The organism is Flavobacterium sp. LC2016-13, from assembly GCF_009707955.1.
In the GTDB taxonomy this organism is placed as follows: domain Bacteria; phylum Bacteroidota; class Bacteroidia; order Flavobacteriales; family Flavobacteriaceae; genus Flavobacterium.
This window is the reverse complement of sequence record NZ_WMDQ01000005.1, coordinates 344520-370482: the sequence shown is the minus strand read 5'-3', so window position 1 is coordinate 370482 and position 25963 is coordinate 344520. Positions and strand designations below refer to the sequence as shown.

Below are 25963 nucleotides of genomic sequence, written 5' to 3'. Positions count from 1 at the left end.
CATCCGTTTGCATCTTTTACCGTAACGGTATAAGTTCCTGCTGGAACATTAAATACATTGCTGGTTTGGAATGATGTCCCGTCAACACTATAGGTTAATGGAGCTTTTCCTGTACCTGTAGCAGTAATTACAAACGTACTTCCTGTACCTGTACACTGATTGCTATTTGCTGCCGTAACTGTTGGTAAATTATCCTTCGCAATTGTAACCAATCTTGGAGTAGTACAACCGTTTGCATCTTTTACATAAACATCCCAGTTTAAATTTGCTCCTGAATTAGTATCTACTGAAAGAACGTTTCCACTTGCAAAAACAGTTGGAGCCGTTGCTCCCGCTGCAACAACTGCATAAGTATAATTTGGTGTACCTCCGTTTGGTGTAACTGTAATTTGGGCAATACCATTGTTACAGCTAATATTTGTTGCAACTGCTGTTAATGTCAATGCATTTGTCGGCTCATTAACCGTTACCGTTGCTGTATTGGTACATCCTGTAGCGCTGTCTGTAACCTGTAAACTATAACTTCCTGCAGCAACATTCACTAATGTCAATGTATTTCCAGATTTTGTAATAGTTCCAACTGCAGGTGTCAAAGTGTAAGTATAAGCTCCTACTGTTGCATTTCCTGAAACTGTAAATGTTACTTTACCTGTTGAACCGCCTTTACACAATACATCGCTGTCTTTGTTGGCAACAACAGAAATTGGTGTAACAGCACTGATTGTAAATGGTTTATCAAAATAACATCCGCTAGCATCCGTTGCTCTAAAATTATAAGTTCCCGGTGCTAATCCTGCAAAAACACCTGTAGTATTTGAAGCTACAGAAGCTGCTGGTGATGTAATTGAATATGTTATAGTTCCAACACCATTAGTTGCTGTTGCTGTAACTGTAGTTGTAGTTGCTGTACAAGTAACTGCAGCAGCACTAAATGTGATATTTGTTGGTGGGTTTAGTCTATTAATAGTAATAGTCTGAACTCCTGTTTTACAACCTTGAGCATCTTTAACTACATAAGAAATAGTTTGGTTTGAACCATTATCTGTAACAGATAAAGTACGTGTACTCGTAAAAGTTGTACCTCCATCAAAACTATATTCATATGGAGCCGTTCCTGTTGTAGGAACTGCAATTGTAACTGTAGCTGATTGTTTTACATTTGATGTATTACATGTAAATGCAGTTGCAGTAGCTGTAGCTGTTAAAGTAGTTGGTTGAGCAATTGTAATTGTTCCAACTGCAGATTTACAACCTTTACTATCCATTACCTGGTAAGAATAAGTTCCTGCAGCTAAACCTGTATAATTTGACTGAGCTACAAATGTTGTAGGCACAGGTGAAGTTGTGTTATTATAGAATAAATACGTATATCCTCCTGATCCTCCGGCACCAACTAATTGTACAGAACCTGTTGAAGCTCCGTTACATGTTGCGTCAACTTTCGTTGCTGTTACAGTTGGGTTTACAATAGGATTTACTATAGCGGTTACAACATTCGTACAACCTTTAGCATCAGTAATTTCAAAAGAATACGTATTTGCAGTACTTGCCGAATACACGAAAGATGTTCCTGTTACAGGGTTACTTGATCCGTAAGCTCCACTGCCTATTTTTACTTTATAAGTAAACGGACTGTTTCCTCCCGCAATATTTACTGTAATAGTGGCATCTGGCGTGGCAAGAGTACAATCTAATGTTTTAGAAATTACTGCTGTACCTTTTAGTTCCGGTGCAATTACTATATTATTTATTGCAGCCGTACAACTGTTGCTGTCTGTTACTACAATATTGTGAGTACCAGGTCCAACATTTGTAAACGTATTTGAAGTTTGAGCCGGCTGACCGTCTAAACTATACGTTAAAGTTCCTGTTCCGGTAGCTGTTACAACAAGTGTAGATTGATTTACAGTATCATAACATAAATCTGAAGTAGCGGCCAATGATGCCGTTGGTGCAGTTGATGGATTTATTGTTATTACAGCAGATGCCGGAGAAGAACAAGCGTTTGAATCACGAGTTACTACGGTATAAGTACCAGCAGGAACATTTGTGAAAACACCTGAACTTTGGAAAGCAGTAACTACTGTAGTACCATTCGATTGTCTTAATTCGTATTGGTATGCCGGTGTTCCACCTGCTCCAACTGCAGTAATAGTTGCACCAGTAGTACATGTTGGCAATTTAGTTACCGTAGCAGTAACTGTCACTGCTGTAGGAGATTTAACTATTTGTGTTAACGGTACTGTACAACTTGAAGCAGAAGCATCGTAACGTACTTGTATATTATATGTTTTACTAGTTAAACCTGTAGCTGTTACTGGTGAAACTTTAGAGTTAATCCAAGTAGCACCATTATCTAATGAATAATCAAATCCGTAAGGAAGTTTAAAGTTTTCAGCTGCAATTGTAATTTCTCCATCATTAGATCCAAGACATTTAACATCTTTAAATCCAGTAACTGAAGCTGTAAAAGCTTTATTTGAATCAATAACAATAGGGAAATCTTTTGTAGCAATACATGATTTTGGTATCTGACGAACCCAGATATCATCTAAAAGAACATCATTACCATTAAATTCATTGCTGTATGATCTAATAACAAAACTTAAATTGTTATAAGCACCTGGATTTAATGATAATTCTTTGTATTCCCATTTATCTGATTTAGGAACTACCCATGGATTTGTAGTATCTGTAGTTGCAACAATAGTTTGTGTACCACCAACTCCATTTAAATTATTAACCAATTGTATTGTCAACTTAGGATCGGCAAGCCCTCCTGAACTACTTCTAATTAAGTTCTCAGCCCATAACGAAATAATTACAGGTTGATTTACAATAACATCCTTAATAGGTTTACTGTATAAAATACCTCCAATACCAGCAGAACCTCCTACGTTTACACATAAAAATCTTCCTAATGGATCAGATGGCGTTGTGTGGTCTTTAGCGACTAACCAAGAATTTCCAAAAGTTGTTTTAATAGAACTTGCAACTGCATATTTACCATCATTAATTTGGTAATCATTAAAATCCCCACATGGGAATCCTACAGGGTGCGGTGTAGATTCATCTTCAAAACAATATGCAGGATTAATACCAGGAGTTGTAGTATAACCACCTTTACCAAAATCTTCTTGTAATAAATTACTATAAGTAGATACGGTCGATACATTATATTTTACTGAAACAGTATGACTTCCCGAAGGAACATTTAAAAATGTATTATTCGTAATAGGCGTATTTGCAACCCCGTCTAAATAATATTCATAAGTATAATTAGTAGAAGTACCATTTGTAACGGTTACTTTACTAGTTGCAGTTCCATTACAATTAAAAACAGGATCTTCAACTTTAATCGTTGGATCAGCTGGTTTTTGATCTAAAATAATATCATAAGGAATAGTGTACTCACAACCTTTAGAATCTCTAATTTTTAAAATATACTGACCTGGCAATACATCTTTTTCATTAGAAGCCTGCCATGTTGCTCCATTATCAAAACTATATTGATAAGGTGCAGTTCCTCCTTGTGCATTGTTAATTCTTAATTTTCCTCCTTGTTGAGAAAGTGTACATCCTGCTAATTCTGCAACTCCCGCAGATGCTACTAAAGCAGCAGATGGTCCACTAATAACTACAGTCTGAGCCGGATCAATACATTCTTTAGTTTCTGTATTTGGCCAATATGGAACTGGATAAGTGATGCTGTATTTTACTACAACCTTATAAGTACCTGGCTGTAAATTAGAGAATATCGGATTAGCCTGATAAGTTCCTCCATTGTTTATACTATAAGCCATAGTATAACCATTCGCTCCGCCAGCACCAAGCGTTATACTTATTTGAGCACCACTATTATAACAAGCGCTATCAGTATGATTAACTGTATACGTTGGTTTTGGAAGGCTCGGAACTGTAAAAGTGATTGTTTTTTCACAAAGATTTGAATCAACAACACGTATTGAATATGTTTTTGCTGTAGTTGCTACAATGATAATATTGTTTTGTTCTGTATTATCATTTTCAGAATAAGCCTGAGATAGTGTAGAACCATCTACAAAATAAGAATATGGTCCGGTACCACCAGTCGCACTAACTCTATATTTTCCGTCGCTACATGCTGTTAAAGGTGTAATTGTAGTTACAACCGGAGTAATTTCAGATGAAGGGTTGTTGATATATTTACCAGCACGGGCAGTACAATCTTTTTTACCGTCTGAATCTACACTATATACTTCAACTTCATAATATTTTCCTGGCGCAACAGAAAAAGTATGAACTCTGTCTGTTAGCGGTCCAACCTGGTCAATTATAGTTGCTCCATCATAAAGGACAAAATAATAACTAGAAAATCCAGCTGAAGCACTTACTGTAATACTTCCGTTAGAACCAAAACATAATGGTTGCTCATTAGGATTTTCAACTTTAGCGTTAATATTTAAGTCATTGATAATAACTTGTTGTGTTTTGTAAACACAAGTATTAGCAATGTTTTTTAGTCTGTAATTAACGACATAAGTACCAGCGTTCCAAATTTCAAAAGAATTACTATCCTGGTAAGCACCAGTAGTATTGTTTGATAAATTTGTTAAGCTATACTCGTATCCGCTAATTTGTTGTACCGTAATGTTACCACTTTTGTAACACAGTTTATCTTTCTTAGATACGGTAACAGAAACATCACTTTTATAAACATTAAAGTAATAGGTGTTATTACAACCTCCTGCGTTGATAGTTACTCTATAATAACCCGCAGTGTTTGCAGTAAACGTTGGTCCGTCTGGCCCTGCCGATACCCAAGTACATGAAGTACTTTCGTCAGCACAACGATCTGATAAAGTTGGGGGGCGGACACAATTTGTTTTTTGCCAAACAACGGTTCCGTTAGTAACGAATACATTGATTAGTCTGAAATCATTAGATCCACATAAGTAAATTTTAGGTAGCGGTTTACCATCAATTTCACAACCAATAATAGTACCATCTGCTTCTTTATTATCAGCATATGGTATTACCGGGTTTGTTCTTACTCCACCACCATCTACTACTGTAATCGTTTCCTGTAAATCTATACAAGGAGGATTAGCTGTATTATAAACATAATAAGTTCCTGGTTGTGTAATAGTAAGTGTTTGATTTGTACCAATTACCGGAGTACCAGATGCATTAGTAGACCAAGAATATGATTTATATCCGCCTGAAGCAGAAATTACCATATTAGTAGTACATATTTCTTGTCTTCTGTTTTTACAAGCATCTAAACCTACTAAAAAGTTAGTAGATTGTGGCACAAGGTTACAACCTGCTGTTGTAGAGTAACTTTTATCTCCAAAATCAGTAGTCGTACTTCCTAATTGGCCAAAATAATGTGACTCTGCACTATTTTTAATAATATTAGAACATGCATCTGTCAATTTAGAACAATCATCTACTACCTTAACTCTAAATTTAATAGTTGATTCAGGTGCTCTTGTTGGCACTGCTGTAACATAAGAATTAGGAATTGTAAATGTTAATGTTCTGGCTGTGGCATTATAAGTAACATATTGATTACCTGCCGCAGTAGTTGGAATTGTCATTCCCGGAGGTAACGAAATAATATCTCCCGGGAAATTAAAATTAGTATTAACAGGTAATTGATCGACTATAGTAAATGTAGTCGCATTATCGTTTCCTTCATTTTGAAAGCTTAACTCGTATCTTAACTCTTCACCTAGTACAACATTTTTATTACTGGCGTCAACATTGTTAATATCCTTTACTGCTTTTTTTAATACAACTTTTGGCGCAATAATATCAACAGAAAATGCCGTAAAGTAATATATAAAGATATCACTGTTGGTTCCTAAAGTTATGGTAGCGGAGGTATCATTGTTTTTAATAATTTTCGCCGAAGGGTCAATATCAATAACACCGGTATCAAAACCTAAAGTATTCGTACTATTCGGGACTCTATTTGTAAAAGAAGCACCTAAACTATTTATCGAACTATTAAAAAAGTTACTCTGACCACCTTGCAAAGGTCTTGTTGGCGGCGTAATAGTTGATCCGTTTATTTGAAGATAATCTCCTCTATAACCGTAATCTCCTTCAAGAGCTGCAAAAGCAAATCTAGCCTGAACCGGACCAGTAGGAATAGTTGTAAAACCATTAATAACCGTATTATTTGGTCCTCCACCTTGAGCTCTGGCAGTAAAACCATTAAATGAAGAAATTGCTTTTGAAGGCAAACTTGAATCTTCGTACACAATAAAAAGTGACCATCCGGCAGACAAACCAGTTCCTCCATTAGATCCTTCACTTGAAATTACATTCGCAACTGTATATGCACCATTAGGATTTGCTGCACTCATTAAATTTGTAATTTCAGCAAAACAGGCATACGCTTGTGTATTATCAGGATTAATACCAGCTGCTGAAGTGGTAATATCATGTATAATAGTTCCTGTTACATCCTGATAAGTGTTATTAGCAGTATTAGGAACCTTAATTTTTACCTTATTAATGTTAGCCCTGTTAGTTCCTTTTAAAGTTGCTGACCAATATAAAGCCGCATAAGCAACTCTGTAACATGGATCTGCAGGTGCACGATTATTCGGCACAGTCAGGGTTGCAGTACTGGAGCTGAAAATGCCGGGAGTTGCGCCATTATCAACATTGATATAACGCATATCAAAATCACCATTAAATCCAGTTCCGTTATACGCAGTATTCGGACTAGTGGTAATTTGACCTCTGCTGTTAGTTTCCTGCCTGTTAAGAATATTATTTCCAATAACAAGAATATCTCCTTTCAGCTGTTTATCAAATTCTCTGACAAAAGGCTTTAAATTTTGTGAGGAGACAACATTACATTGTAAAAACAACAAAAATAATAATGCAATTTTTAGAATAGTAGGTTTTTTCATGGTACTTATTTTTTTGCTTTGTTCTTTTCTCTAAGGGGCATTAGAGATCAAAATTTCAGCATTTTAAAATGTTTATTTTATATCCTTAATATTTAAGAAACTTATTAATTTTCAACTTTTACGATAGCCATTTTCCCGTTATATGGCTCTTTTCCTTTAGACTCCATTGCTTTTTGAGCTTCTGGTAATCCGTCGACTTTTTCGTAATAGATGTAATACTTACTTGTTGTTACATTATAAAAGAAGTTCACATCTGTACGTCCCGCGGCTACCGCTTTGGTTAAGAATTCATCTCTTTTTTCAACACTGCTATGAACTGCTATAATCAAATAAAAGCCACTTTCAGCATTTTTAATATTCTTAATAATCTGCATATTCGATTGGTCTTCACCAAAATCAAAATCACTTGCAGTTAAAGGTCTGCTACTTGGTTTTGTAGTTTCTTTTATACGTTTAAGAGCGGCCAAATCCTGTTCATATCTTCCTTGATCATTTTCGTATGCTGCACGTTTAATTCTACGTTTTTTCTCAATCTCAGTTTCAGCTTTAATACGCTCTAAATCCGCAAGTAATGCTGCACTATCCAATTCCATTTTTAACTGAGCTGCTTTTAACTGGTTTATTTTTTCTAAATAAGCTCTGTTTAAAGCATCATTTTTATTAGGAACTTTTTTAAGTCTCTCGTTATATAAATTTGTTATCCTTGCAATTTCATCTTTTTGAGTTTTGTTTGCTTCAGCCAATTGTAATTTTAAAGCTTCCATCTGACTGTTTTCGGCGGCTACGCTTTTAAACGGCTTTGGCTCTTTATATATACCTTTTTCACTCAAGTCATTTTCTTCTCTCAAATCATTCAGGTCTTTTTGTTTATTAGCAACTGTTGCATTAAACTGTGTCAATAAATCACTTTGCGTTTTACCTGAATCCTCTAATGAAAGTGCCAGATTATCTATCGCTCTTGCCGTCTCATCTTTTGAGGCTGCGGCAGCAAGTGCATCTGCATCTGCTTTTGCTTTATCAGCTGCAAGTTTTGCTTGTTGAGCTTCTTCTGCTAATTGCAATTGTCTGTTTTCTTCTTCTGCTTTAGCTCTTGCATTAGCTTCAGCATCGGCTTTTGCTTTAGCATCTGCAGCAAGTTTTGCCTGAAGAGCTTCAGCATCGGCTTTCGCTTTGGCAGCAGCTGCAAGTTTTGCTTGTTGTGCTTCTGCGTCTGCTTTCGCTTTAGCATCGGCAGCTAACTTAGCTTGTTGAACTTCAGCATCTGCTTTCGCTTTGGCATCGGCTGCTAATTTTACTTTTAATGCTTCTGCATCCGCTTTGGCTTTTGCATCCGCTGCAAGTTTAGCTTGTTGAGCTTCTGCGTCTGCTTTAGCTTTAGCATCTGCTGCAAGTTTCGCTTGTTGAGCTTCTGCATCAGCTTTGGCTTTTGCATCAGCTGCTAATTTTACTTTTAATGCTTCCGCATCAGCTTTAGCTTTCGCATCAGCTGCAAGTTTTGCTTGTTGAGCTTCTGCATCCGCTTTGGCTTTGGCGTCTGCTGCAAGTTTTGCTCGTTGAGCTTCTGCATCTGCTTTCGCTTTGGCATCGGCTGCTAATTTTACTTTTAATGCTTCTGCATCGGCTTTAGCTTTCGCATCCGCTGCAAGTTTTGCTTGTTGAGCTTCTGCATCTGCTTTGGCTTTGGCATCAGCTGCAAGTTTTGCTTGTTGAGCTTCTGCGTCTGCTTTAGCTTTCGCATCAGCTGCTAATTTCGCTTGTTGAGCTTCTGCATCCGCTTTCGCTTTGGCATCAGCTGCAAGTTTTGCCTGTTGAGCCTCTGCGTCTGCTTTAGCTTTGGCATCAGCTGCTAATTTTATTTTTAATGCTTCTGCATCGGCTTTGGCTTTTGCATCTGCTGCAAGTTTCGCTTGTTGAGCTTCTGCATCCGCTTTCGCTTTGGCGTCAGCTGCAAGTTTTGCCTGTTGAGCTTCTGCGTCTGCTTTTGCTTTGGCGTCAGCAGCTAATTTTACTTTTAATGCTTCAGCATCTGCTTTCGCTTTGGCGTCAGCTGCAAGTTTCGCTTGTTGTGCTTCTGCATCTGCTTTCGCTTTGGCGTCAGCTGCAAGTTTTGCTTGTTGTGCTTCTGCGTCTGCTTTGGCTTTGGCGTCAGCAGCTAATTTTACTTTTAATGCTTCAGCATCTGCTTTCGCTTTGGCGTCAGCTGCAAGTTTCGCTTGTTGTGCTTCTGCATCAGCTTTTGCTTTCGCATCGGCAGCTAACTTAGCTTGTTGAGCTTCTGCGTCTGCTTTGGCTTTGGCGTCAGCTGCTAATTTTACTTTTAATGCTTCAGCATCTGCTTTCGCTTTGGCGTCAGCTGCAAGTTTTGCTTGTTGAGCTTCTGCATCCGCTTTCGCTTTGGCGTCAGCTGCAAGTTTTGCTTGTTGTGCTTCTGCGTCTGCTTTAGCTTTGGCGTCAGCAGCTAATTTTATTTTTAATGCTTCTGCATCTGCTTTTGTTTTGGCATCAGCTGCAAGTTTTGCTTGTTGTGCCTCTGCTTCTTGTGCTTTTTTAGCTTCTGCTTCTGCGATTGCTTTAGCTGTAGCTTCTGCATCTGCTTTTACTTTAGCATCTGCAAGCAGTTGTGCTTGTAAGGCTACCATATCTGCTTTCGCTTTAGCGTCAGCTGCAAGTTTTGCTTGTTGAGCATCAGTATCAGCTTTCTTTTTTGCTTCAGCAGCTAGTTTTGCTTGTTGTGCTTCTGCATCGGCTTTTGCTTTAGCATCAGCAGCTAATTTTATTTTTAATGCCTCTGCATCCGCTTTCGCTTTGGCATCAGCTGCAAGTTTCGCTTGTTGCGCTTCTGCATCCGCTTTTGCTTTAGCATCGGCAGCTAGTTTTGCTTGTTGTGCTTCTGCATCGGCTTTTGCTTTAGCATCAGCAGCTAATTTTATTTTTAACGCTTCTGCATCCGCTTTCGCTTTGGCATCAGCTGCAAGTTTCGCTTGTTGCGCTTCTGCATCGGCTTTGGCTTTTGCATCGGCAGCTAATTTTGCTTTTTGTGCTTCTGCATCGGCTTTCGCTTTGGCATCAGCAGCCAGTTTTATTTTTAACGCTTCTGCATCTGCTTTCGCTTTGGCATCTGCTGCAAGTTTTGCTTGTTGTGCTTCTGCATCGGCTTTCACTTTAGCATCGGCTGCAAGTTTCGCCTGAAGTGCGTCTGCGTCAGCTTTCGCTTTGGCATCAGCAGCTAGTTTTGCTTGTTGAGCTTCAGCATCAGCTTTCGCTTTGGCATCTGCTTCTAATTTTGCTTTTGCAGCAGCTTCAGCATCTGCTTTCGCTTTGGCATCAGCAGCTATTCTTGCTTGTCTAGCTTCAGCATCCGCTTTTGCTTTAGCATCTGCAGCTAATTTTTCTTTCAATGCAGCACTTTCTGCAGCTTTTGCTTTGGCGTCTGCCGCAGCTTTAGCTTTGTTGGCAGCATCAATACTTGTTTTAGTTTTTGCAGCAGCAGCAGCTTTCGCTTTTGCTTCAGCAGCAAGCCTTGCCTGAAGTGCATCAGAGTCTGCTTTTGCTTTAGCATCGGCAGCTAAAATCGATTGTAAATCTGCAGCTTCTGCTTTCGCTTTAGCATCCGCTTTACGTTTAGCTTCGCCAGCGTCTGCTTTTGCTTTAGCATCAGCAGCTAATTTTGCTTGTTGTGCTTCGGCATCGGCTTTTGCTTTTGCAGCAGCTAATGTTGCTTTTTCAGCATTTTCGGCATCGGCTTTCGCTTTATCAGCATCTAATTCTGCTTGTGTTTTTTGCGGTTCTCCTGGTTTGGCAGTAGTTCCTGTTTTTGCTTTTGTAGCTTCGGCATCCGCCTTAGCTTTTGCATCTGCTGCTAATTTTGATTTTAGAGCTTCTGCATCTGCTTTTGATTTATCTGCAGCCAATTGTGCTGCTGTTTTTTGAGTCGCTGTTGCCGGATTATTAGCAGCGGCTAGTTTTGCTTTTGCGGCAGCTTCTGCATCTGCTTTTGATTTATCTGCAGCTAATTGTGCTGCTGTTTTTTGAGTTGCTGTTGCCGGATTATTAGTCGCAGCAAGTTTCGCTTTTGCCGCAGCTTCTGCATCTGCTCTTGATTTATCTGCAGCTAATTGTGCTGCTGTTTTTTGAGTTGCTGTTGCTGGTTTGTTTGCGGCTGCTTGTGCTCTTGCAGCGGCAGCGGCATCTACTCTTGCTTTATTATCTGCAACTAATTTTAATCTTCGTGCTTCAGCATCAGCTCTTGCTTTATCTGCAGCTAATTGCGATTGTGTTTTTTGTTCAGCGGCAACTGCTCTGTTTGTAGTTGCTGTTTGCGCTCTTGCAGCTGCTGCGGCATCGGCTTTGGCTTTAGCATCGGCGGCTAATTTTAATTTTTGTGCTTCTGCAGCATCTACTTTTGCTTTATTGTCAGCTAATAGTTTTGCTTGTTTAGCTTCTGCATCGGCCTTCGCTTTTTCTGCGGCAGCTAATCTTGCTTTTTGTGCTTCGGCATCTGCGGCAGCTTTAGCTTCAGCAGCTAATCTGTTTTTTTCTGCAATATCAGCTCTATCAACCTGTGTTGCTGCTGATTTTGGTTTAGCTGGTACAGGTTTTTGTCTTGAAGGATCTATAAGCGAACCTTCTTCGTCATCACCGTAATAGTAATTTCTGTTTTTGAATTTGTAAGCAATTGCAAATTCATGAGAAGCTCCCAAATTGGTAAAGTTCCCCATTCCTCTTTCATAATTATATTCAATAGCAATACTTGGTGTAATATTAAGACCAAATCCTGCTGAAATTCCATATAATGTATTGTATCCTGCCTGTGCCCATACTCCTTTTGGAACTGAAATCATGGCAAGACCAGAAATAACTGTTTTTTCTGTTTTAATTTCTGTTTTTACAATTGCAGAAAATTTACTTTGTTCAAAAAAACCATAGGTATCAATATATCCCGTATACATTCCGTGCAATTCGATAGCTCTTTCCGGATCATCTTTTACAACTCCTGATCCAAAATTGTAAAGGATCAAGTTGTTTACAGATGCTCCAAAATCAAGAAAAGCAGTTCCGTAGTTAATACCAGGATTTAAAGTAAGCATTGTATTTGATGCATATTCTATATTTCGAATATCGACATCATCAGATATTATTTTCCCTTTGTCTAAACCACTTTGGTATGCTCCAACGTTTAAACCAAAGGTTAAATTACTGTCTTGTTCTAAAACGATGTTATGTGCAAAATTGGCAACTCCACCAAAAACGGTCATTAAACCATAATTTTGTTGGAATAAGCCAATAGCAAAAGCTTCATTTTCTCTAAAACGACCTGAATAATTAAACAAATATGTATTTGGTGCGTTCTCAAACTGCACCCATTGTCTTTTATTATAAAAACTTAAATAAGCATTTTGTTCACGAACAAAACTAAATGCCGGGTTTATTAAATATCTATTAAACTTTAAAGAATTTCTTATAGGTAACGAAAACGAAACAACTCCATTCGCAGGAGTGTCCTGGGAATAGAGTAAATTAGAAAAACCGTAAAATAAAGTTATGAATAGTAAAATTTTCTTCATATTATCTTATCACAGTTATTGATCCCTTTTTCTCACCATCAGTGCCTTTAACAACATAGTAATATACTGGATTGACATTTTTAAAATCTATTTTGGTATCTGGCCAATCGCCTTGATAATCGACTACATCCAGAACCATTTCTCCGTTCGAACTTATAATCATAACTTTTGAACTATATCCCACTGGAATGGTCCAATATGGACTTAAACCACTTAAATTAACAATGTTTGGAATAACCGTTGAAGTCCCTTTTCCTGTAACTCTAAAATTAAATTCTTTTGTAGCAATACATCCCGAAGCCTGAGAAATTTTTACTCTGTATCTACCTCTTACGGCTACCACATAAGTATCTGTTGTTGCACCAGAAATAAGATTATCGTTTAAGTACCATTCGAAAGTTGGAGTTGTAGCATCAGTAGTTACAGAAACGTTGATCGTTTCACCTTCTTCAATAGTGATAGGATTTTCAACATCAACATCTATACTGGCATTAAAACCATTACTGCTAAGGTTGATACTTCCTGTTGCTTTACAACCACCAAAGTCAATATCAACTGTGTACAATCCTGATTCGTTTGTTGTGTAGCTGCGTGTTGTTACTCCGTTGATAACAACACCATCTTTTTTCCAAACATAGCTATTTCCTGAAGTCGCGGTTAACACAGTTCCCGTTCCGTTAGAACAAAAAGGGTTTCCTAAACTTGAAGAAATTGTACCTGCAGCTCCAGAGTTTGAACTGGTAACAGTAACACGGTTTGAACTAAAATTTTCATCAAGACATCCTCCATAATCGATTTGTGCATAATAAACACCAGCTGCATTAACCGTTAACGTTATACCGCTTTGTCCTGCAATTACAACATCATCTTTAAACCATTTGTATTTTAAATTTGAAAAATCTCTTGGAGATGGTGAAGTTGGTGTTGAATTATCAACCGAAAGACTCATACTTCCACCTGAACAAAAAGAAGCTGTCAAGCTTTTATCGTTAATAGTAAAAGACTCAACATACGTTCTGTAGTAAACAGGAAATTCTGTTACATTTAGAGAGTTTCTAAACTTAGAACTAGGAGATGCGGTTGCAAGACTACTTATTATGCGAATACTATGAGTGTCTGATCCTTTTAAATTAGTTGGAACAGCAAATTTTATAGTCTGTTGCTGTAAAGCCGGGTTATCTACAAACGAGATTTTTGTAGTACTCACAGGAGTAGTAAAGCTTCCTAATTCATCTGAAAGTTGTACTTCAAAAGTAGTTCCTGCAGGGAAGTTTACATAACTAAAAGTAGCATTATATTCATTAAATGGCGCTCCGTTAACGATTAAACCAGCGCAAATTCTTGGGAAAGAAAGTGATTGTGGTACAATCGTTGGCGGTTGACCATATAAATTTGATTCAGCAAAGAATAATATGCTAAATAAAAGAAAAATTTTAGTAAAAGTTAAAGTAATTTTTTGAATCATATAGTGCGTTTTCTGGCTAAATCTATATTTTCAAAAAATAAAATATCAATAAATGTTTCAGAAAAATCATATTTATAGTTCTCAATTATATCTTTTGCAAGAATTGAATAAGAACCTGCCAATAATGTTTCTTCACATTCTGAAGTCGTCTGATCGTTCAAATCAGCCGCCACAGCAAGGCTACCTCTGGGGATAGATAGCCCTGCTATAAACTGATTAGAATTATCTAATTTGCTGATACGTTTATCAGCTATATCATTCTTTTGGTTAAGAATAGACGTAGTCGTTTCGCAGTTAGAGTTAACAGAAACTGTAGGCTTTACTGTGCTCTGTGCGTATAGACATGACGTTATAGGCGAAACCAAAAATATCGTATAAATAAAATATTTTTTTATTGGGGCCATTATGTTTTGATCTTTATTTAGTCCGTTTTAGACGATACATAAATTGTGTCTGGGGACTTTATTAATAAAATTTACGCTCTGAAATAAAAATCTAAATCTATTTATCTATCTGTTTCCGCTAGATGCTGTAATTTTTCCTAATTGTAGTCTGAAATCTGGTTTCTTAGGATTGAAAATATCAATGAATGTTTCTTTGTTATCACTTTGTGCCATAACGTTAAAGAACACAGGGTTTCCATACCAGCCCTCTAAATCTTCATTGTTAGAATTGTACTCAGTAAAGATGTTTCCTTTACAAAGGTTGAAATACATTTCTTCAAATTTGATTTTTTTAAGGTTTGCGTCATTAATCTCAGTTTTGCTATCTAATAAAACAGCAGGATTAAATCCAGAGATTACAGTACGTTTCATCTCAAGTGAAGCAGTTTCAGCAATATAAATCGCTTCTTTTACTAAACCAGCTTGAATATCTGCATTGATGTTTTCACTATCATTAAGCATTGTAATGTTTGTTGCAACAACTAAAGTAGTTTTTTTAGTAAAGTCTGTTTCGGCTTTCTTTTCGTATGTTTTTACTTCCATACAACGAGAACCATCTTTGTTACTTGATAAGTAAGAAGATCTAACAGCTAAAGAGTTGTATAAACGACATTGTACACCTTGTGTAAATTTGTAATCGTCGTTGATTGATTTGTAAGAAACTAATTTTGTAGCATTCAAATCACCTCCAAAGAAAGCATATGAATCACCACCAGAGTAGCTTACCATAACGTTTTCAAGAATTGTTTTGTTTCCAACACCACAAGCAGTTAATCCGTTGAAAGAATCAAATCCTTTAACTTTTTTACCAGCGAATTCAATTCTAACATATCTTAAGATTCCTGAATTTCCTGCAGCATTGTCACCACCATAAGTAGTAAGAGTAGGATCAAGATCTAAGTTGTAAGAACCAACATTACCAAATTTGTTGATTGGCGCATCACCAAGAAGTACAATTCCTCCCCAGTCACCAGCTTTTTTCTGGCTACGGTTTGAAGTAAATACAATTGGGTCAGTTTCTAAACCATCAGCAACAAGTTGTGCACCTTTTGTAACTATCAATGTTCCTTTAGTTTCAAAGTCACCAATGATTAATGTTCCAGGCTCGATTGTTAAAACAGCGTTGTTTGTAACATAAACGTTTCCTTGCAAAACATAAATGTTTCTTTTCAGCAATTTAGTATTAACAGAAATGTTTCCTGCTAAAATTTGGTTTGCTTCTCCATAATCCACTTTGTTAGGCTTAAACTCGGTCCAGTTATTCAACCAGTTGTTGTAGCCCATGATTCCTTTTTCTTGTTGAGCACTCATACTTGTTACTGTCAAAAGAACGCAGATAATTTGAGTTAATTTTTTCATGATCAAGGGTGTTATTAGGTTAATAATAAATTTGGGTATGCGTATTAGGTATGCGTAAAAGATAAAAACTCATCTCGCTTTTTCTGACTTAATCAGATACTTCGAGAACGAGTTGCTTTTTAAACCCTTTTTAAGATGTTTATCAAAACGATTACATTTACGTAAACATCTTAAAAAAGGTTTTAAAAATATTTTTATTTATTACATTTCGTTCAATTCATTGAACTCATGTAATGATTTTAATGTGCTTTCGTAAAACAAAATAGCTGCAATTAAGTTTCCTTTGTCAGAGTAAGGCATCATTTTTCTTTGAAATTCTACTGTAACATCCAAGAATGCTGATGTACCCACTGCCTGATTGTCTAACACTTTTTTGTGTTCAGAATCGTCCGGAATACCTAAGTCTGCCATTGTAACACCTGGTTTAGTAACCAATGCAATGTAAGGAAGAGTTTTAACTAATACTTTAATTCGTTCAATATACAACTCTAAAAGTTCTCCTTTTTGCATACCACTTAATTCTTTTTGATCATGGTATTTGCGAATAAGAGCTGTTGTACTAATGATACTTCTAGGAGCATTTTTAGCCTGAGCAGAAGCTGCTGCAGTCGTCAAAATAAAAAATAAACTTAAAAAAATAATTTTCCCTTTCATAGATTCTTATTAAAATGGTTGTTGATGAAAACAAAAATATATAAATTATGTTAAATCGCAACTTTTATGTTTTCTTTTTTGAAAAATTCAATTTGAAAATCCCCCTAAAAACGGTGTTATGTCGAGAAAATATGCGTTTTGCCGAAGTTTTTGTTAATTTTGTTAAAATTTTTTCTTGTAAGAATTACTTTAGATTATGGGTGTCTTTACGCATTATACTACTCAAAAAAAAGACATATTTTAAAGATTTTTGCAAAAACTATTAACAAAAAAATCTTAATATCTATTCAAAACACCTCAGTATTGACAAAACTTGACGTGAAAAAAACTAACAATTTTGTTAAAAACCATTTCACAAATACAAAAATGAACTACAAGAATTAAACTTTTTCCTGAAAATTTTTGACTACATCATTTTCTTCTATCTTTGCTTCATGCAATTTTCACAAATTTTAGGTCAGGATTACATCAAAAGTCACTTGATAAAAAGTGCAGCTTCAGGGCGAATTCCGCACGCACAATTATTTATTGGGCCTGAAGGAAGTGGCACATTATCAACCGCTATTGCCTATGCGCAGTATATTTTGTGTAATAATACAGGCGACGAAAATTCAAACGGAAATGATTCCTGCAATTTGAAGTTTCAAAATATTTCGCATCCTGATTTACATTTCATATATCCTACAGTAACTACCGAAGATGTTAAAACCAAACCCAAAAGTTTAGATTTCATTCAGGACTGGCGAACTTTTATTCAGGAAATGCCTTACGGGGGATTATTTGACTGGTACAAAATTTTGGGTGTTCAAAACAAACAAGGTGAAATTAGGGTCGAAGATGCGCAGGAAGTTTTAAAATCACTTTCGTTAAAATCATACGAAGGCGGCTACAAAATTATGATTATCTGGATGGCCGATAAAATGAATATTGCGGCATCAAATAAACTATTAAAACTTTTAGAAGAACCATCAGATAAAACCATTTTTATTCTGATTTCTGAAAATGAAGAAGATATTATACAAACCATTCGCTCACGTTGCCAGGTAATTCATTTTAATGGTTTGCCCGAAAAAGTAATTGCCGAAGCATTGATTTCCCAAGAAAATACAGATCCAAACTTAGCCAAAAAAATTGCACATCAGGCTCAGGGAAATTTCAGTAAAGCCTTGTCTTTGCTGAAAGAAGATGATTCTGAATATCCTTTCGAACAATGGTTTGTCAATTGGGTTCGTGCTGCTTTTAGAGCAAAAGGAAATGCAGCCGCGATTCAGGATTTAATTTCCTGGAGTGAAGAAATTGCCGGACTTGGCCGCGAAAGCCAGAAAAAATTTATTCAGTTTTGTATCGAAATGTTTCGACAAGCACTTTTGCTTAATTACGAAGCACCAAGTTTGGTTTATATTGAGCCAAAAGTGGATAAATTTAAATTAGAAAATTTTGCGCCTTTTGTAAACGGAAACAATATTCACGACATTTTCAAAGAACTTTCAGACGCGATGTATCACATTGAAAGAAATGGAAACGCAAAAATAATTCTTACAGATTTATCTATAAAACTGACTCGTTTAATTCATAAAAAATAGTTTCAAATGAATAATGTTGCCTCAATTTTGATTTTGCTTTTTTTGGCCCTGACTTTTTTACAATCCGGCTATGAAAAAATTTTTTACTGGAATGATAATGTCGAATGGCTTAAAGGACATTTTGCAAAAACACCATTAAAAAATCAAATACCTCTTGCTCTTTTACATCTTTTAATTTTAGAATTAATTTCCGGAATTTTAAGTGTTGTCGGAGCTATACAATTAGTAACAAACAGTGGTCGCGAGTTTGGTTTTTACGGAGCCATTTTTTCTTGTATCTCTTTGTTAATGATGCTTTTTGGACAACGATTAGCTAAAGATTATGATGGTGCAAGAACTATTGTTATCTATTTTATACCAGCCGTAATGGCTGTTTATTGGTTGAATTAATCAGCCTAAATTTTTAAAAAAATAAGCTACAAATTTCACAGATTCTCACCGATTTTTTCTAATCATTTTAATCTGTAAAATCGATGGCAAAAAATAAAATTATTATCAAAAAAATGAATCCAAAACACCCTTCAGAATCCCTAACTATATTAACCGATTTAGTTTTACCAAGTGAAACAAATCCTTTAAATAACCTTTTTGGTGGCGAATTGTTAGCCCGAATGGATCGCGCCGCGAGTATTGCAGCCCGCAGACATTCACGCCGAATTGTGGTTACAGCTTCTGTAAATCACGTTGCTTTTAACAGAGCCATTTCGTTAGGAAGTGTTGTTACTGTTGAAGCAAAAGTATCCAGATCTTTCAAAAGTTCTATGGAAGTTTTTATCGATGTTTGGGTAGAAGATCGTGAATCCGGAAACAGAACAAAAGCCAATGAAGCTATTTATACTTTTGTTGCGGTTGATGATACCGGAAGACCTGTTGAAGTACCTGCAATTGTTCCTGAAACTGAACTTGAAATACAACGTTTTGATGCTGCTTTGCGTCGTAAACAATTGAGTTTATTGCTTGCCGGAAAAATAAAACCTTCTGATGCCACAGAATTAAAGGCTTTGTTTTTATAGCACCAATTTGTGACAATTTGGAACAATTTGGATAAATGAAACTTCAAAAAAAAGAAGTATTTTTACAAAATTACAAGCCTGATACAAATCTAAATCAGTATGTTATTAAATTTCTGATTTGTTTTTGAAAATGAAAGAATTATAAAAATTTAGATGAAAGAAAAAGAAAAAAAAGAGATGAGTTCAGAGAAAGATGCCAAATTAAAAGCGTTACAGCTTACGCTTGACAAACTAGATAAAACTTACGGAAAAGGGACTGTAATGAAAATGGGCGATAAAGCCATTGTAGAGGTCGAAACAATTTCTTCAGGTTCTCTTGGTGTTGATTTAGCCCTTGGCGTAAATGGTTATCCAAGAGGAAGAATTATTGAAATTTACGGACCGGAATCTTCTGGTAAAACGACATTAACATTACATGCAATTGCAGAAGCTCAAAAGGCTGGAGGAATTGCTGCTTTTATAGATGCGGAACATGCTTTTGATAGAAATTATGCTGAAAAATTAGGCGTAGATATCGAAAACCTAATCATCTCTCAACCAGACAATGGTGAACAAGCTTTAGAAATTGCCGAAAACTTAATTCGTTCAGGGGCAATTGATATTGTTGTAATTGACTCGGTTGCTGCATTAACTCCAAAAAGTGAAATTGAAGGTGAAATGGGAGATTCTAAAATGGGTCTTCACGCACGTTTGATGTCTCAGGCTTTGAGAAAATTAACGGGAACTATTAGCAAAACAAATTGTACTGTTTTCTTCATCAACCAGTTGAGAGAGAAAATTGGTGTTATGTTTGGAAATCCTGAAACTACAACGGGTGGTAATGCCTTAAAATTCTACGCTTCAGTACGTTTAGATATTCGTCGTTCTTCTCAAATTAAAGATGGAGAAAATGTTATCGGAAACAGAACTAAAGTAAAAGTGGTAAAAAACAAAGTTGCTCCGCCATTTAAAACTGCCGAATTCGACATTATGTACGGAGAAGGAGTTTCTAAAACAGGAGAAATTCTTGATTTAGCGGTTGAATTTGAAATCGTTAAAAAAGCTGGATCTTGGTTTAGTTACGGTGATACAAAATTAGGACAAGGTCGTGATGCTGTAAAAGCTTTAATTAAAGATAATCCTGAATTAGCTGACGAATTAGAAGTTAAAATTAAAGCACATATTAAAGAATTGGCTAGCGCTTAAACTTTAAAAGTCTTTTAAAATCAATACTTTATATTTTAAACCCGGTACGTTTTAGAACTTACCGGGTTTTTTATTTCAAAAAAATAAAAAATGACGCAACCATTTATTAAAATTTATATCTAATAAATAGACATTAAGATTTTGATACGGTATTGGCCATAAATGCCACTGTCAATGACTTTTTAGAATAAATTTGGTTGTTTGTTCGGATTAAACCCGTTAGTTCCGTTTTGGTCCTAACGGTTTTTTTATAATTTTTTTTAAGAATTTTCTATTTACAACGCAACCATTTTTACTTTTCGCTGTCTACTAATTGTGACGTTAGCTTGAGTTTTTAAAAACTCTTTATTATCAACCGTTAATATTTTGAATCATGAAGGAGAAGATAGAACTGTTGCTGAATAAAAACCGCAGAAAAACCAAATTAAAAATTAAAAAAGTATTACGATTCATTTCTGAAAAAATAATACACCGATAAATTTTGAATATAAAAGGGGTTTTAATTCAAAATAAAACCCGGCAATCTTTTTATGAGATTGTCGGGTTTTTTAATTTTTATTCTTTTAAATCTTCTTTTTTAAATTCGAGTAATCCTTTGTAAATCAATTGCCTGGTTTCATCTCTTAACTCTTTTCTGTTTTCACTGGTTAATCCTTTCGTTTCTATAAACGGCAATATTTTTCCACGCATTTTTCCCGGGCTTCCGCTTAAAAAAGTATACGAAAAACGTTCTTTATTATCGGCAAAAACGATGGGTACAATTGGAATTTGATGATCTATTGCCAATCGAAAAGCACCATCTTTAAATTCGTCCAGTAAAATCGATTCATCGTCAGGAACGCCTCCTTCAGGAAAAATACAAATACTAAGTCCTTGATTAAGTCTGCTTTGAGCTCTTTTAAAAACTTCATTTTTACTTTTAGATGAATTTCTGTCAACTAAAATACAAGTTCTTTTATAGAAAAATCCAAATAAAGGGATTTTAGAAAGCTCTTTCTTTCCTACAAAAACAAACGGATTTTTAACAACGGCCAGCATCAGCATTATGTCGGTCATTGAGGTATGATTTGCAACAATCATGTAGCTCTTTCCTTTTTCAAGTTTTTGAAGACGTCCGATTTTATAATAAAAACCCATTCCGAAAAGGATGAATTTAGCCCAAATGCGGGCCATTTTAAAGAAATAGGGATATCCACTTTCGGTTAGTATAGAAACCACCAGAAACGGCAGCATAATCAATATCGGAATGGCCATTACAATGTAAAACCAAATGCGCCACAAAACCCAAAAAACAATTTTAATTCCTTTCATAGATTCAAATGTAATAAACAGAAATGAATTTTTGATGAAAGAATTTATGGTAGTATGCAAACTGCAATGTTTTTTTACCGCAGAGAGCGCAAAGTTTTTTCGCAGAGAAAAGAAGTTAAATAGCAAACTGATACATTGCGTGCAAAAAGATACAAGGCTATCTATTAATCTCTTTAAATCTTGTAAAAACTTTGCGCTCTCTGCGGTAAAAAGAAAAACTTTAAACACTTAACGAAAAAACTTTGTGCACTTTGCGTTAAAAAAACGAAATTTGCAATTAAGAAAAAAACTAGAATGGCAAAAATACTTACTGGTGTTCAAAGTACTGGAACGCCACACTTGGGCAATTTGTTGGGAGCAATTATTCCGGCAATTGAATTATCTAATAATCCGGCAAACGAATCTTATTTGTTTATAGCTGATTTACATTCGATTACACAGATAAAAGACGGAAAAACATTAAGAGAAAATACATATAGCACCGCAGCTGCATGGCTTGCGTGTGGTCTAAATCCTGATAAAGTTACTTTTTACAGACAATCTGATGTAACGCAAACTGCTGAATTGACTTGGTATTTAAGTTGCTTTTTTCCGTTTCAACGTTTGACTTTGGCGCATTCTTTCAAAGATAAAGCCGATCGTTTAGATGATGTAAATGCCGGACTTTTTACTTATCCGATGTTGATGGCTGCAGATATTTTACTTTATGATGCAGAATTTGTTCCGGTAGGAAAAGATCAATTGCAGCATTTAGAAATTACACGCGACGTAGCTTCAAGATTTAATCACCAAATGGGAGAAACTTTTGTAATTCCAGAAGCTAAAATTCAGGAAGACAGCATGTTGATTCCGGGAACAAATGGAGGTAAAATGAGTAAATCTGCCAATAATATTATCAATATTTTCCTGGATGATAAAACGCTTCGCAAGCAAGTTATGAGTATCGAAACCGATAGTACTCCGCTTGAAGAACCAAAAAATCCGGATACTTGTAATGCTTTTGCTATTTATTCATTACTGGCAAATGAAACTCAAATTGCAGAAATGAGAGCCAATTATTTAGGCGGAAATTACGGTTACGGTCACGCAAAACAAGCTCTTTTTGAATTGATTACAGAAAAATTTAAAACAGAAAGAGAAAAATATAATTACTACATAAACAACCTTGAAGAAGTTGATGCTCTTTTGAAAAAAGGTGCTGCAAAAGCTTCTGTCGTTGCTGATGGTGTTTTGACTAAAGTTCGAGAAGTTCTTGGATTTGGGAAATAAGAATTGCAAACCTGTCAGGTTTTAAAAACCTGACAGGTTTTTTTAGAAACTAAAAAAATTTCTAAACAGTACTGTGAAAATTGTTAGACCAAAAATTATAGGAACGCTAAAAATAAACGTTATGATGGCTGGAAATCTAGCTGTTGTGAATGATATAAAAAACGCTCCCAACAAGATAATCGTTCAATGTTCATCTTACGAACATGGTGAAGAAATTATTAAAAAAATAAAAGAATCCAAAGTTGGAGAAACACTGCATTTTTAATCACAAGATAACTCATTAAATTGCCTCGAAAAGTTTCCCCGGCAACGGACGAATAACGCCTTTAAGCTCCATATTTAATAGCAATCCTGAGATTTTATAAATCGGGAAATCGCATCGAAGTGCAATAATATCCATTAATTCTTTTCCGTTTTTTAATAGAAAATCATAGACTTTTTGTTCGTCTAATTCTAGTTCTACGAACAGCATTTTTTGTACGGGTTTTGCTTTATTCTCTACATCCCAATTGAGCATGTAAACCAAATCTGCGGCGCTCGAAAGTACGCTTGCTTTTTGAGTTTTAATCAAATCATTGCAACCCTGACTGTATTTATCTGTAACTCTTCCGGGAACGGCAAAAACATCACGATTATAATCGTTTGCTAAATTGGCCGTGATTAACGAACCGCCTTTATCTGCAGATTCTATAACAATTGTGGCTTCAGTCATGCCGGCAACAATACGGTTTCGGCGTACGAAATTTTCTTTATCAGGATTCGCAGAGCTCCAAAATTCAGTAATAAAACCACCATTTTCTTCCATTTTTGCTACATACTTTTTATGTGTTTTCGGATAAATTTGATTTAAACCATGTGCCAAAACACCAATAGTTTGCAGGTTATGTTCCATCGCTAATTGATGCGCTACAATATCAACGCCATAAGCAAAGCCACTAACTATTACAGGATCCAACGGTGCCAAATCTTCGATTAGTTTTTTGCAAAACTCGGTTCCGTATGAAGTAATTTGGCGAGTTCCGACAATACTGATAATTCTTTTGTTTTTTAAATTTATATTTCCGGCTGTAAAAATCAAAACAGGCGAATCTATACAATGTTTCAGGCGATCAGGATAACTTTCGTCCTGAAAAAAAGATACGTTAATGTTGTTCGATTTAATGAATTCAAGTTCCTGATTCGCTTTTTCAAAAATCGTTTGATCTTTTAATTTTTTGAGTAAAACAGATCCAACTCCATCAATAGCAGCAATTTGGCTTGATTTTGTTTTAAAAATAGCCTCGGCAGAACCAAAATGTTTGAGCAGTTTTTTGGCCATAATATCGCCTACGCCATCCACTTTTAGTAAGGCTAATAAATAAAATAAATCTTGATCTGACATTGGTTTGAATCTTGTTTTTATGTGGCGAATATTTTCCTGCGAATTAATTATTTTAGAACAATTCAGGAATGGCAAATATATAAATTAGAAGTAAATTCTTTTAAAAAATAACAAATTATTGATTCCGCATTTGTTTTACGAAATCATTAATTATATTTAACTATTTGAAAACTAATTAACTAAAAAAATATGTGGATTGTTAATAAAAATTGTGAATAAAATTTTGATAACTATATTCGTTGCATAACTTTGTTACTATGAAAATCGAAACTTACATCGCGCAATTATTGTATCGTTATCAATGTATAACGGTTCCTGGATTTGGGGCATTTCTAACAGAAATTCACCCTACTCAGGTTAATGAAAGTACAAATTCGTTTTTTCCACCTAAAAAAACGATTTCATTCAATGGTCTGTTAAAAAACAACGACGGATTATTAGCGAACCATATTGCCCTTGCAGAAAATACTTCTTACGGTTTTGCTGTAAGCGCTATTGCTTTTGAGGTTTTAACCTGGAAAAAAACATTAGAAGAATTTGGTACTTTAAACCTGAAAAATATTGGTGACATTCGCTTGAATGCTGATCAAAACATGGTTTTTACTCCAAACGATCAACACAATTATCTGGCAAGTTCTTTCGGATTAAGTCCGTTTGTTTCTCCTTTGGTAAAAAGAGAAATTTTCGAGAAAAACCTGGAAGCGCTTGAAGAAAGAGAAACTATTGCTTTAAATGAAAACGAAGGAGAAGCTAGATCTTCTAAATCGTATTTGAGATATGCTGCTATTTTTGTTTTAGGTCTTGGAATTACGGGAAGTATTGGATATCCATTATACCAAAACCAAATTGCAAACCAGACACTTATTGTTGAAAGTGCGGTACAAAAAAAGGTTGAAAACAAAATACAGGAAGCAACATTCTTAATTCAGAATCCGTTGCCGGCTGTAACTCTTTCTGTCGATTCTGCAAAAACAGAAACAGTTGAAGTAAAAACAATGCCTTATCACATTATGGCCGGTGCTTTTAGAAGCGAACAAAATGCTAAAAAGGCGTATGATCAACTTATAAAAGATGGTTATAAGGCGCGTATGCTTGGAGAAAACAAACACGGTTTATTTCCAGTTTTGTATGGTAGTTATCCAACTATGGCAGAAGCAGAAAAAGCTCAAAAAGAAATTCAAAAAGGTGAAAATCCGGATGCCTGGATTTTAATCGAATCTTTATAAAACTTCAAAAACCTATTCAATTGAATAGGTTTTTTTTTGGCTTATTTTATTTAATAAAAAACCTGAACAGTTACCGTTTATAACTCCAAACATATATTTTTGTTACTCTCAAATAACAAGAATATACCATGAAAAAAACATTAAAATTATTATTTGCTTTTTTTATTATCCTGAATACACAACACTTTTATGCTCAGGAAATTGTGACTACAAACAAAGCGCAAATTGAGTCAGAAAAAAGAGCTGCAAAAGAAGCTCAGAGATCAGCAGATGAATATCACAAAAAGCTTGAAGACGAGCAGGATAAACTGAAAGATCAGCAGGCAAAATTAAAAAAGGAACAAAAGAAGCTTGAAAAAAGTCAAAAAGAATTGAAAAATTCTGAAAAAGACATTCAAAACAATGAAAAGAAAATTTCCAAATTAGAATCTGAAAACCAAAAGATTAACGGGAAATTGAGTTCACTTTCTGAAGAAGATGCTCAAAAGCAAAAAGTAAAAATAAAAGAGAATGAACTTCAAATTCAAAAACTAAAATCAAAGCAAGTAGATCAGCAAAAAAAGCTGGATAAGCTTAGAGCTCAAGTATAAAAACAAAAA

The 25963-nt window shown here is 35.5% G+C and carries 16 protein-coding genes; 8 read left to right on the top strand and 8 right to left on the bottom strand.

The annotated features are described in order from the left end of the window. The 6 genes from GKZ86_RS13280 to GKZ86_RS13255 form a co-directional block, all read right to left on the bottom strand. The coding region (locus tag GKZ86_RS13280) for a hypothetical protein (protein WP_154783586.1) at positions 1-6911 on the bottom strand (6911 nt) is incomplete at its 3' end. 104 nt (positions 6912-7015) lie between these two features. After that, entirely contained in the window at positions 7016-12475 is a 5460-nt protein-coding gene (locus GKZ86_RS13275) for a type IX secretion system membrane protein PorP/SprF (protein ID WP_195936680.1), read from the bottom strand. A gap of 1 nt (position 12476) precedes the next feature. Beyond that, complete coding sequence (sprC, locus tag GKZ86_RS13270; RefSeq protein ID WP_154783585.1) at positions 12477-13940, bottom strand: gliding motility protein SprC; 1464 nt, start codon at positions 13938-13940, stop codon at positions 12477-12479. After that, complete coding sequence (locus tag GKZ86_RS13265; protein ID WP_154783584.1) at positions 13937-14344, bottom strand: hypothetical protein; 408 nt, start codon at positions 14342-14344, stop codon at positions 13937-13939. The genes sprC and GKZ86_RS13265 overlap by 4 nt, the downstream gene beginning before the upstream one ends. Before the next feature lie 105 nt (positions 14345-14449). After that, positions 14450-15742, bottom strand: a complete 1293-nt coding sequence (locus GKZ86_RS13260; RefSeq protein WP_154783583.1) for a hypothetical protein — start codon at positions 15740-15742, stop codon at positions 14450-14452. 201 nt (positions 15743-15943) lie between these two features. Then, on the bottom strand, positions 15944-16396 hold the full coding sequence (locus GKZ86_RS13255; protein WP_042564935.1) for a hypothetical protein: 453 nt from the start codon (positions 16394-16396) through the stop codon (positions 15944-15946). 434 nt (positions 16397-16830) lie between these two features. Here GKZ86_RS13255 and GKZ86_RS13250 point away from each other — a divergent pair, with 434 nt between their 5' ends. The 4 genes from GKZ86_RS13250 to recA all read left to right on the top strand — a co-directional run bounded on the left by GKZ86_RS13250 (position 16831) and on the right by recA (position 20177). After that, positions 16831-17979 carry a DNA polymerase III subunit delta' gene (locus GKZ86_RS13250; protein ID WP_154783582.1) on the top strand — a complete coding sequence of 383 codons (1149 nt, stop codon included), beginning with the start codon at positions 16831-16833 and terminating at the stop codon, positions 17977-17979. Between the two features lie 6 nt (positions 17980-17985). Beyond that, entirely contained in the window at positions 17986-18369 is a 384-nt protein-coding gene (locus GKZ86_RS13245; protein ID WP_154783581.1) for a DoxX family protein, read from the top strand. Positions 18370-18482: 113 nt separating this feature from the next. Further along, the gene (locus tag GKZ86_RS13240) at positions 18483-18992 is read left to right on the top strand and encodes an acyl-CoA thioesterase (protein ID WP_111284243.1); all 510 of its coding nucleotides are present in this window, start codon (positions 18483-18485) and stop codon (positions 18990-18992) included. Positions 18993-19169: 177 nt separating this feature from the next. Further along, entirely contained in the window at positions 19170-20177 is a 1008-nt protein-coding gene (gene recA, locus GKZ86_RS13235) for a recombinase RecA (protein WP_154783596.1), read from the top strand. A 555-nt stretch (positions 20178-20732) separates the two neighbouring features. On the opposite strand, the gene GKZ86_RS13230 is transcribed toward recA, so the two are convergent. Next, complete coding sequence (locus tag GKZ86_RS13230) at positions 20733-21488, bottom strand: 1-acyl-sn-glycerol-3-phosphate acyltransferase (RefSeq protein WP_154783580.1); 756 nt, start codon at positions 21486-21488, stop codon at positions 20733-20735. Between the two features lie 294 nt (positions 21489-21782). Between GKZ86_RS13230 and trpS the strand changes: the two genes are divergently transcribed. After that, positions 21783-22757, top strand: a complete 975-nt coding sequence (trpS, locus tag GKZ86_RS13225) for a tryptophan--tRNA ligase (protein WP_154783579.1) — start codon at positions 21783-21785, stop codon at positions 22755-22757. Positions 22758-22830: 73 nt separating this feature from the next. Beyond that, entirely contained in the window at positions 22831-23022 is a 192-nt protein-coding gene (locus tag GKZ86_RS13220; protein WP_195936678.1) for a hypothetical protein, read from the top strand. Between the two features lie 15 nt (positions 23023-23037). Here the strand turns inward: GKZ86_RS13220 and dprA are convergent, their stop codons facing one another. Next, on the bottom strand, positions 23038-24138 hold the full coding sequence (gene dprA / locus GKZ86_RS13215; protein WP_154783577.1) for a DNA-processing protein DprA: 1101 nt from the start codon (positions 24136-24138) through the stop codon (positions 23038-23040). 257 nt (positions 24139-24395) lie between these two features. Here dprA and GKZ86_RS13210 point away from each other — a divergent pair, with 257 nt between their 5' ends. Both GKZ86_RS13210 and GKZ86_RS13205 read left to right on the top strand, forming a co-directional pair. Beyond that, positions 24396-25364: an SPOR domain-containing protein gene (locus GKZ86_RS13210; protein ID WP_154783576.1), complete on the top strand. Its 969-nt coding sequence runs from the start codon at positions 24396-24398 to the stop codon at positions 25362-25364. A 128-nt stretch (positions 25365-25492) separates the two neighbouring features. After that, complete coding sequence (locus GKZ86_RS13205) at positions 25493-25954, top strand: hypothetical protein (RefSeq protein ID WP_154783575.1); 462 nt, start codon at positions 25493-25495, stop codon at positions 25952-25954. The last annotated feature ends 9 nt before the right edge of the window (positions 25955-25963 follow it).

Bases quoted from the DNA above. Each gene is read 5' to 3' on its own strand.
- GKZ86_RS13275 (WP_195936680.1), bottom strand. From the start codon at position 12,475: ATGAAGAAAATTTTACTATTCATAACTTTATTTTACGGTTTTTCTAAT.
- sprC (WP_154783585.1), bottom strand. From the start codon at position 13,940: ATGATTCAAAAAATTACTTTAACTTTTACTAAAATTTTTCTTTTATTT.
- GKZ86_RS13265 (WP_154783584.1), bottom strand. From the start codon at position 14,344: ATGGCCCCAATAAAAAAATATTTTATTTATACGATATTTTTGGTTTCG.
- GKZ86_RS13260 (WP_154783583.1), bottom strand. From the start codon at position 15,742: ATGAAAAAATTAACTCAAATTATCTGCGTTCTTTTGACAGTAACAAGT.
- GKZ86_RS13255 (WP_042564935.1), bottom strand. From the start codon at position 16,396: ATGAAAGGGAAAATTATTTTTTTAAGTTTATTTTTTATTTTGACGACT.
- GKZ86_RS13250 (WP_154783582.1), top strand. From the start codon at position 16,831: ATGCAATTTTCACAAATTTTAGGTCAGGATTACATCAAAAGTCACTTG.
- GKZ86_RS13245 (WP_154783581.1), top strand. From the start codon at position 17,986: ATGAATAATGTTGCCTCAATTTTGATTTTGCTTTTTTTGGCCCTGACT.
- GKZ86_RS13240 (WP_111284243.1), top strand. From the start codon at position 18,483: ATGAATCCAAAACACCCTTCAGAATCCCTAACTATATTAACCGATTTA.
- recA (WP_154783596.1), top strand. From the start codon at position 19,170: ATGAGTTCAGAGAAAGATGCCAAATTAAAAGCGTTACAGCTTACGCTT.
- GKZ86_RS13230 (WP_154783580.1), bottom strand. From the start codon at position 21,488: ATGAAAGGAATTAAAATTGTTTTTTGGGTTTTGTGGCGCATTTGGTTT.
- trpS (WP_154783579.1), top strand. From the start codon at position 21,783: ATGGCAAAAATACTTACTGGTGTTCAAAGTACTGGAACGCCACACTTG.
- dprA (WP_154783577.1), bottom strand. From the start codon at position 24,138: ATGTCAGATCAAGATTTATTTTATTTATTAGCCTTACTAAAAGTGGAT.
- GKZ86_RS13210 (WP_154783576.1), top strand. From the start codon at position 24,396: ATGAAAATCGAAACTTACATCGCGCAATTATTGTATCGTTATCAATGT.
- GKZ86_RS13205 (WP_154783575.1), top strand. From the start codon at position 25,493: ATGAAAAAAACATTAAAATTATTATTTGCTTTTTTTATTATCCTGAAT.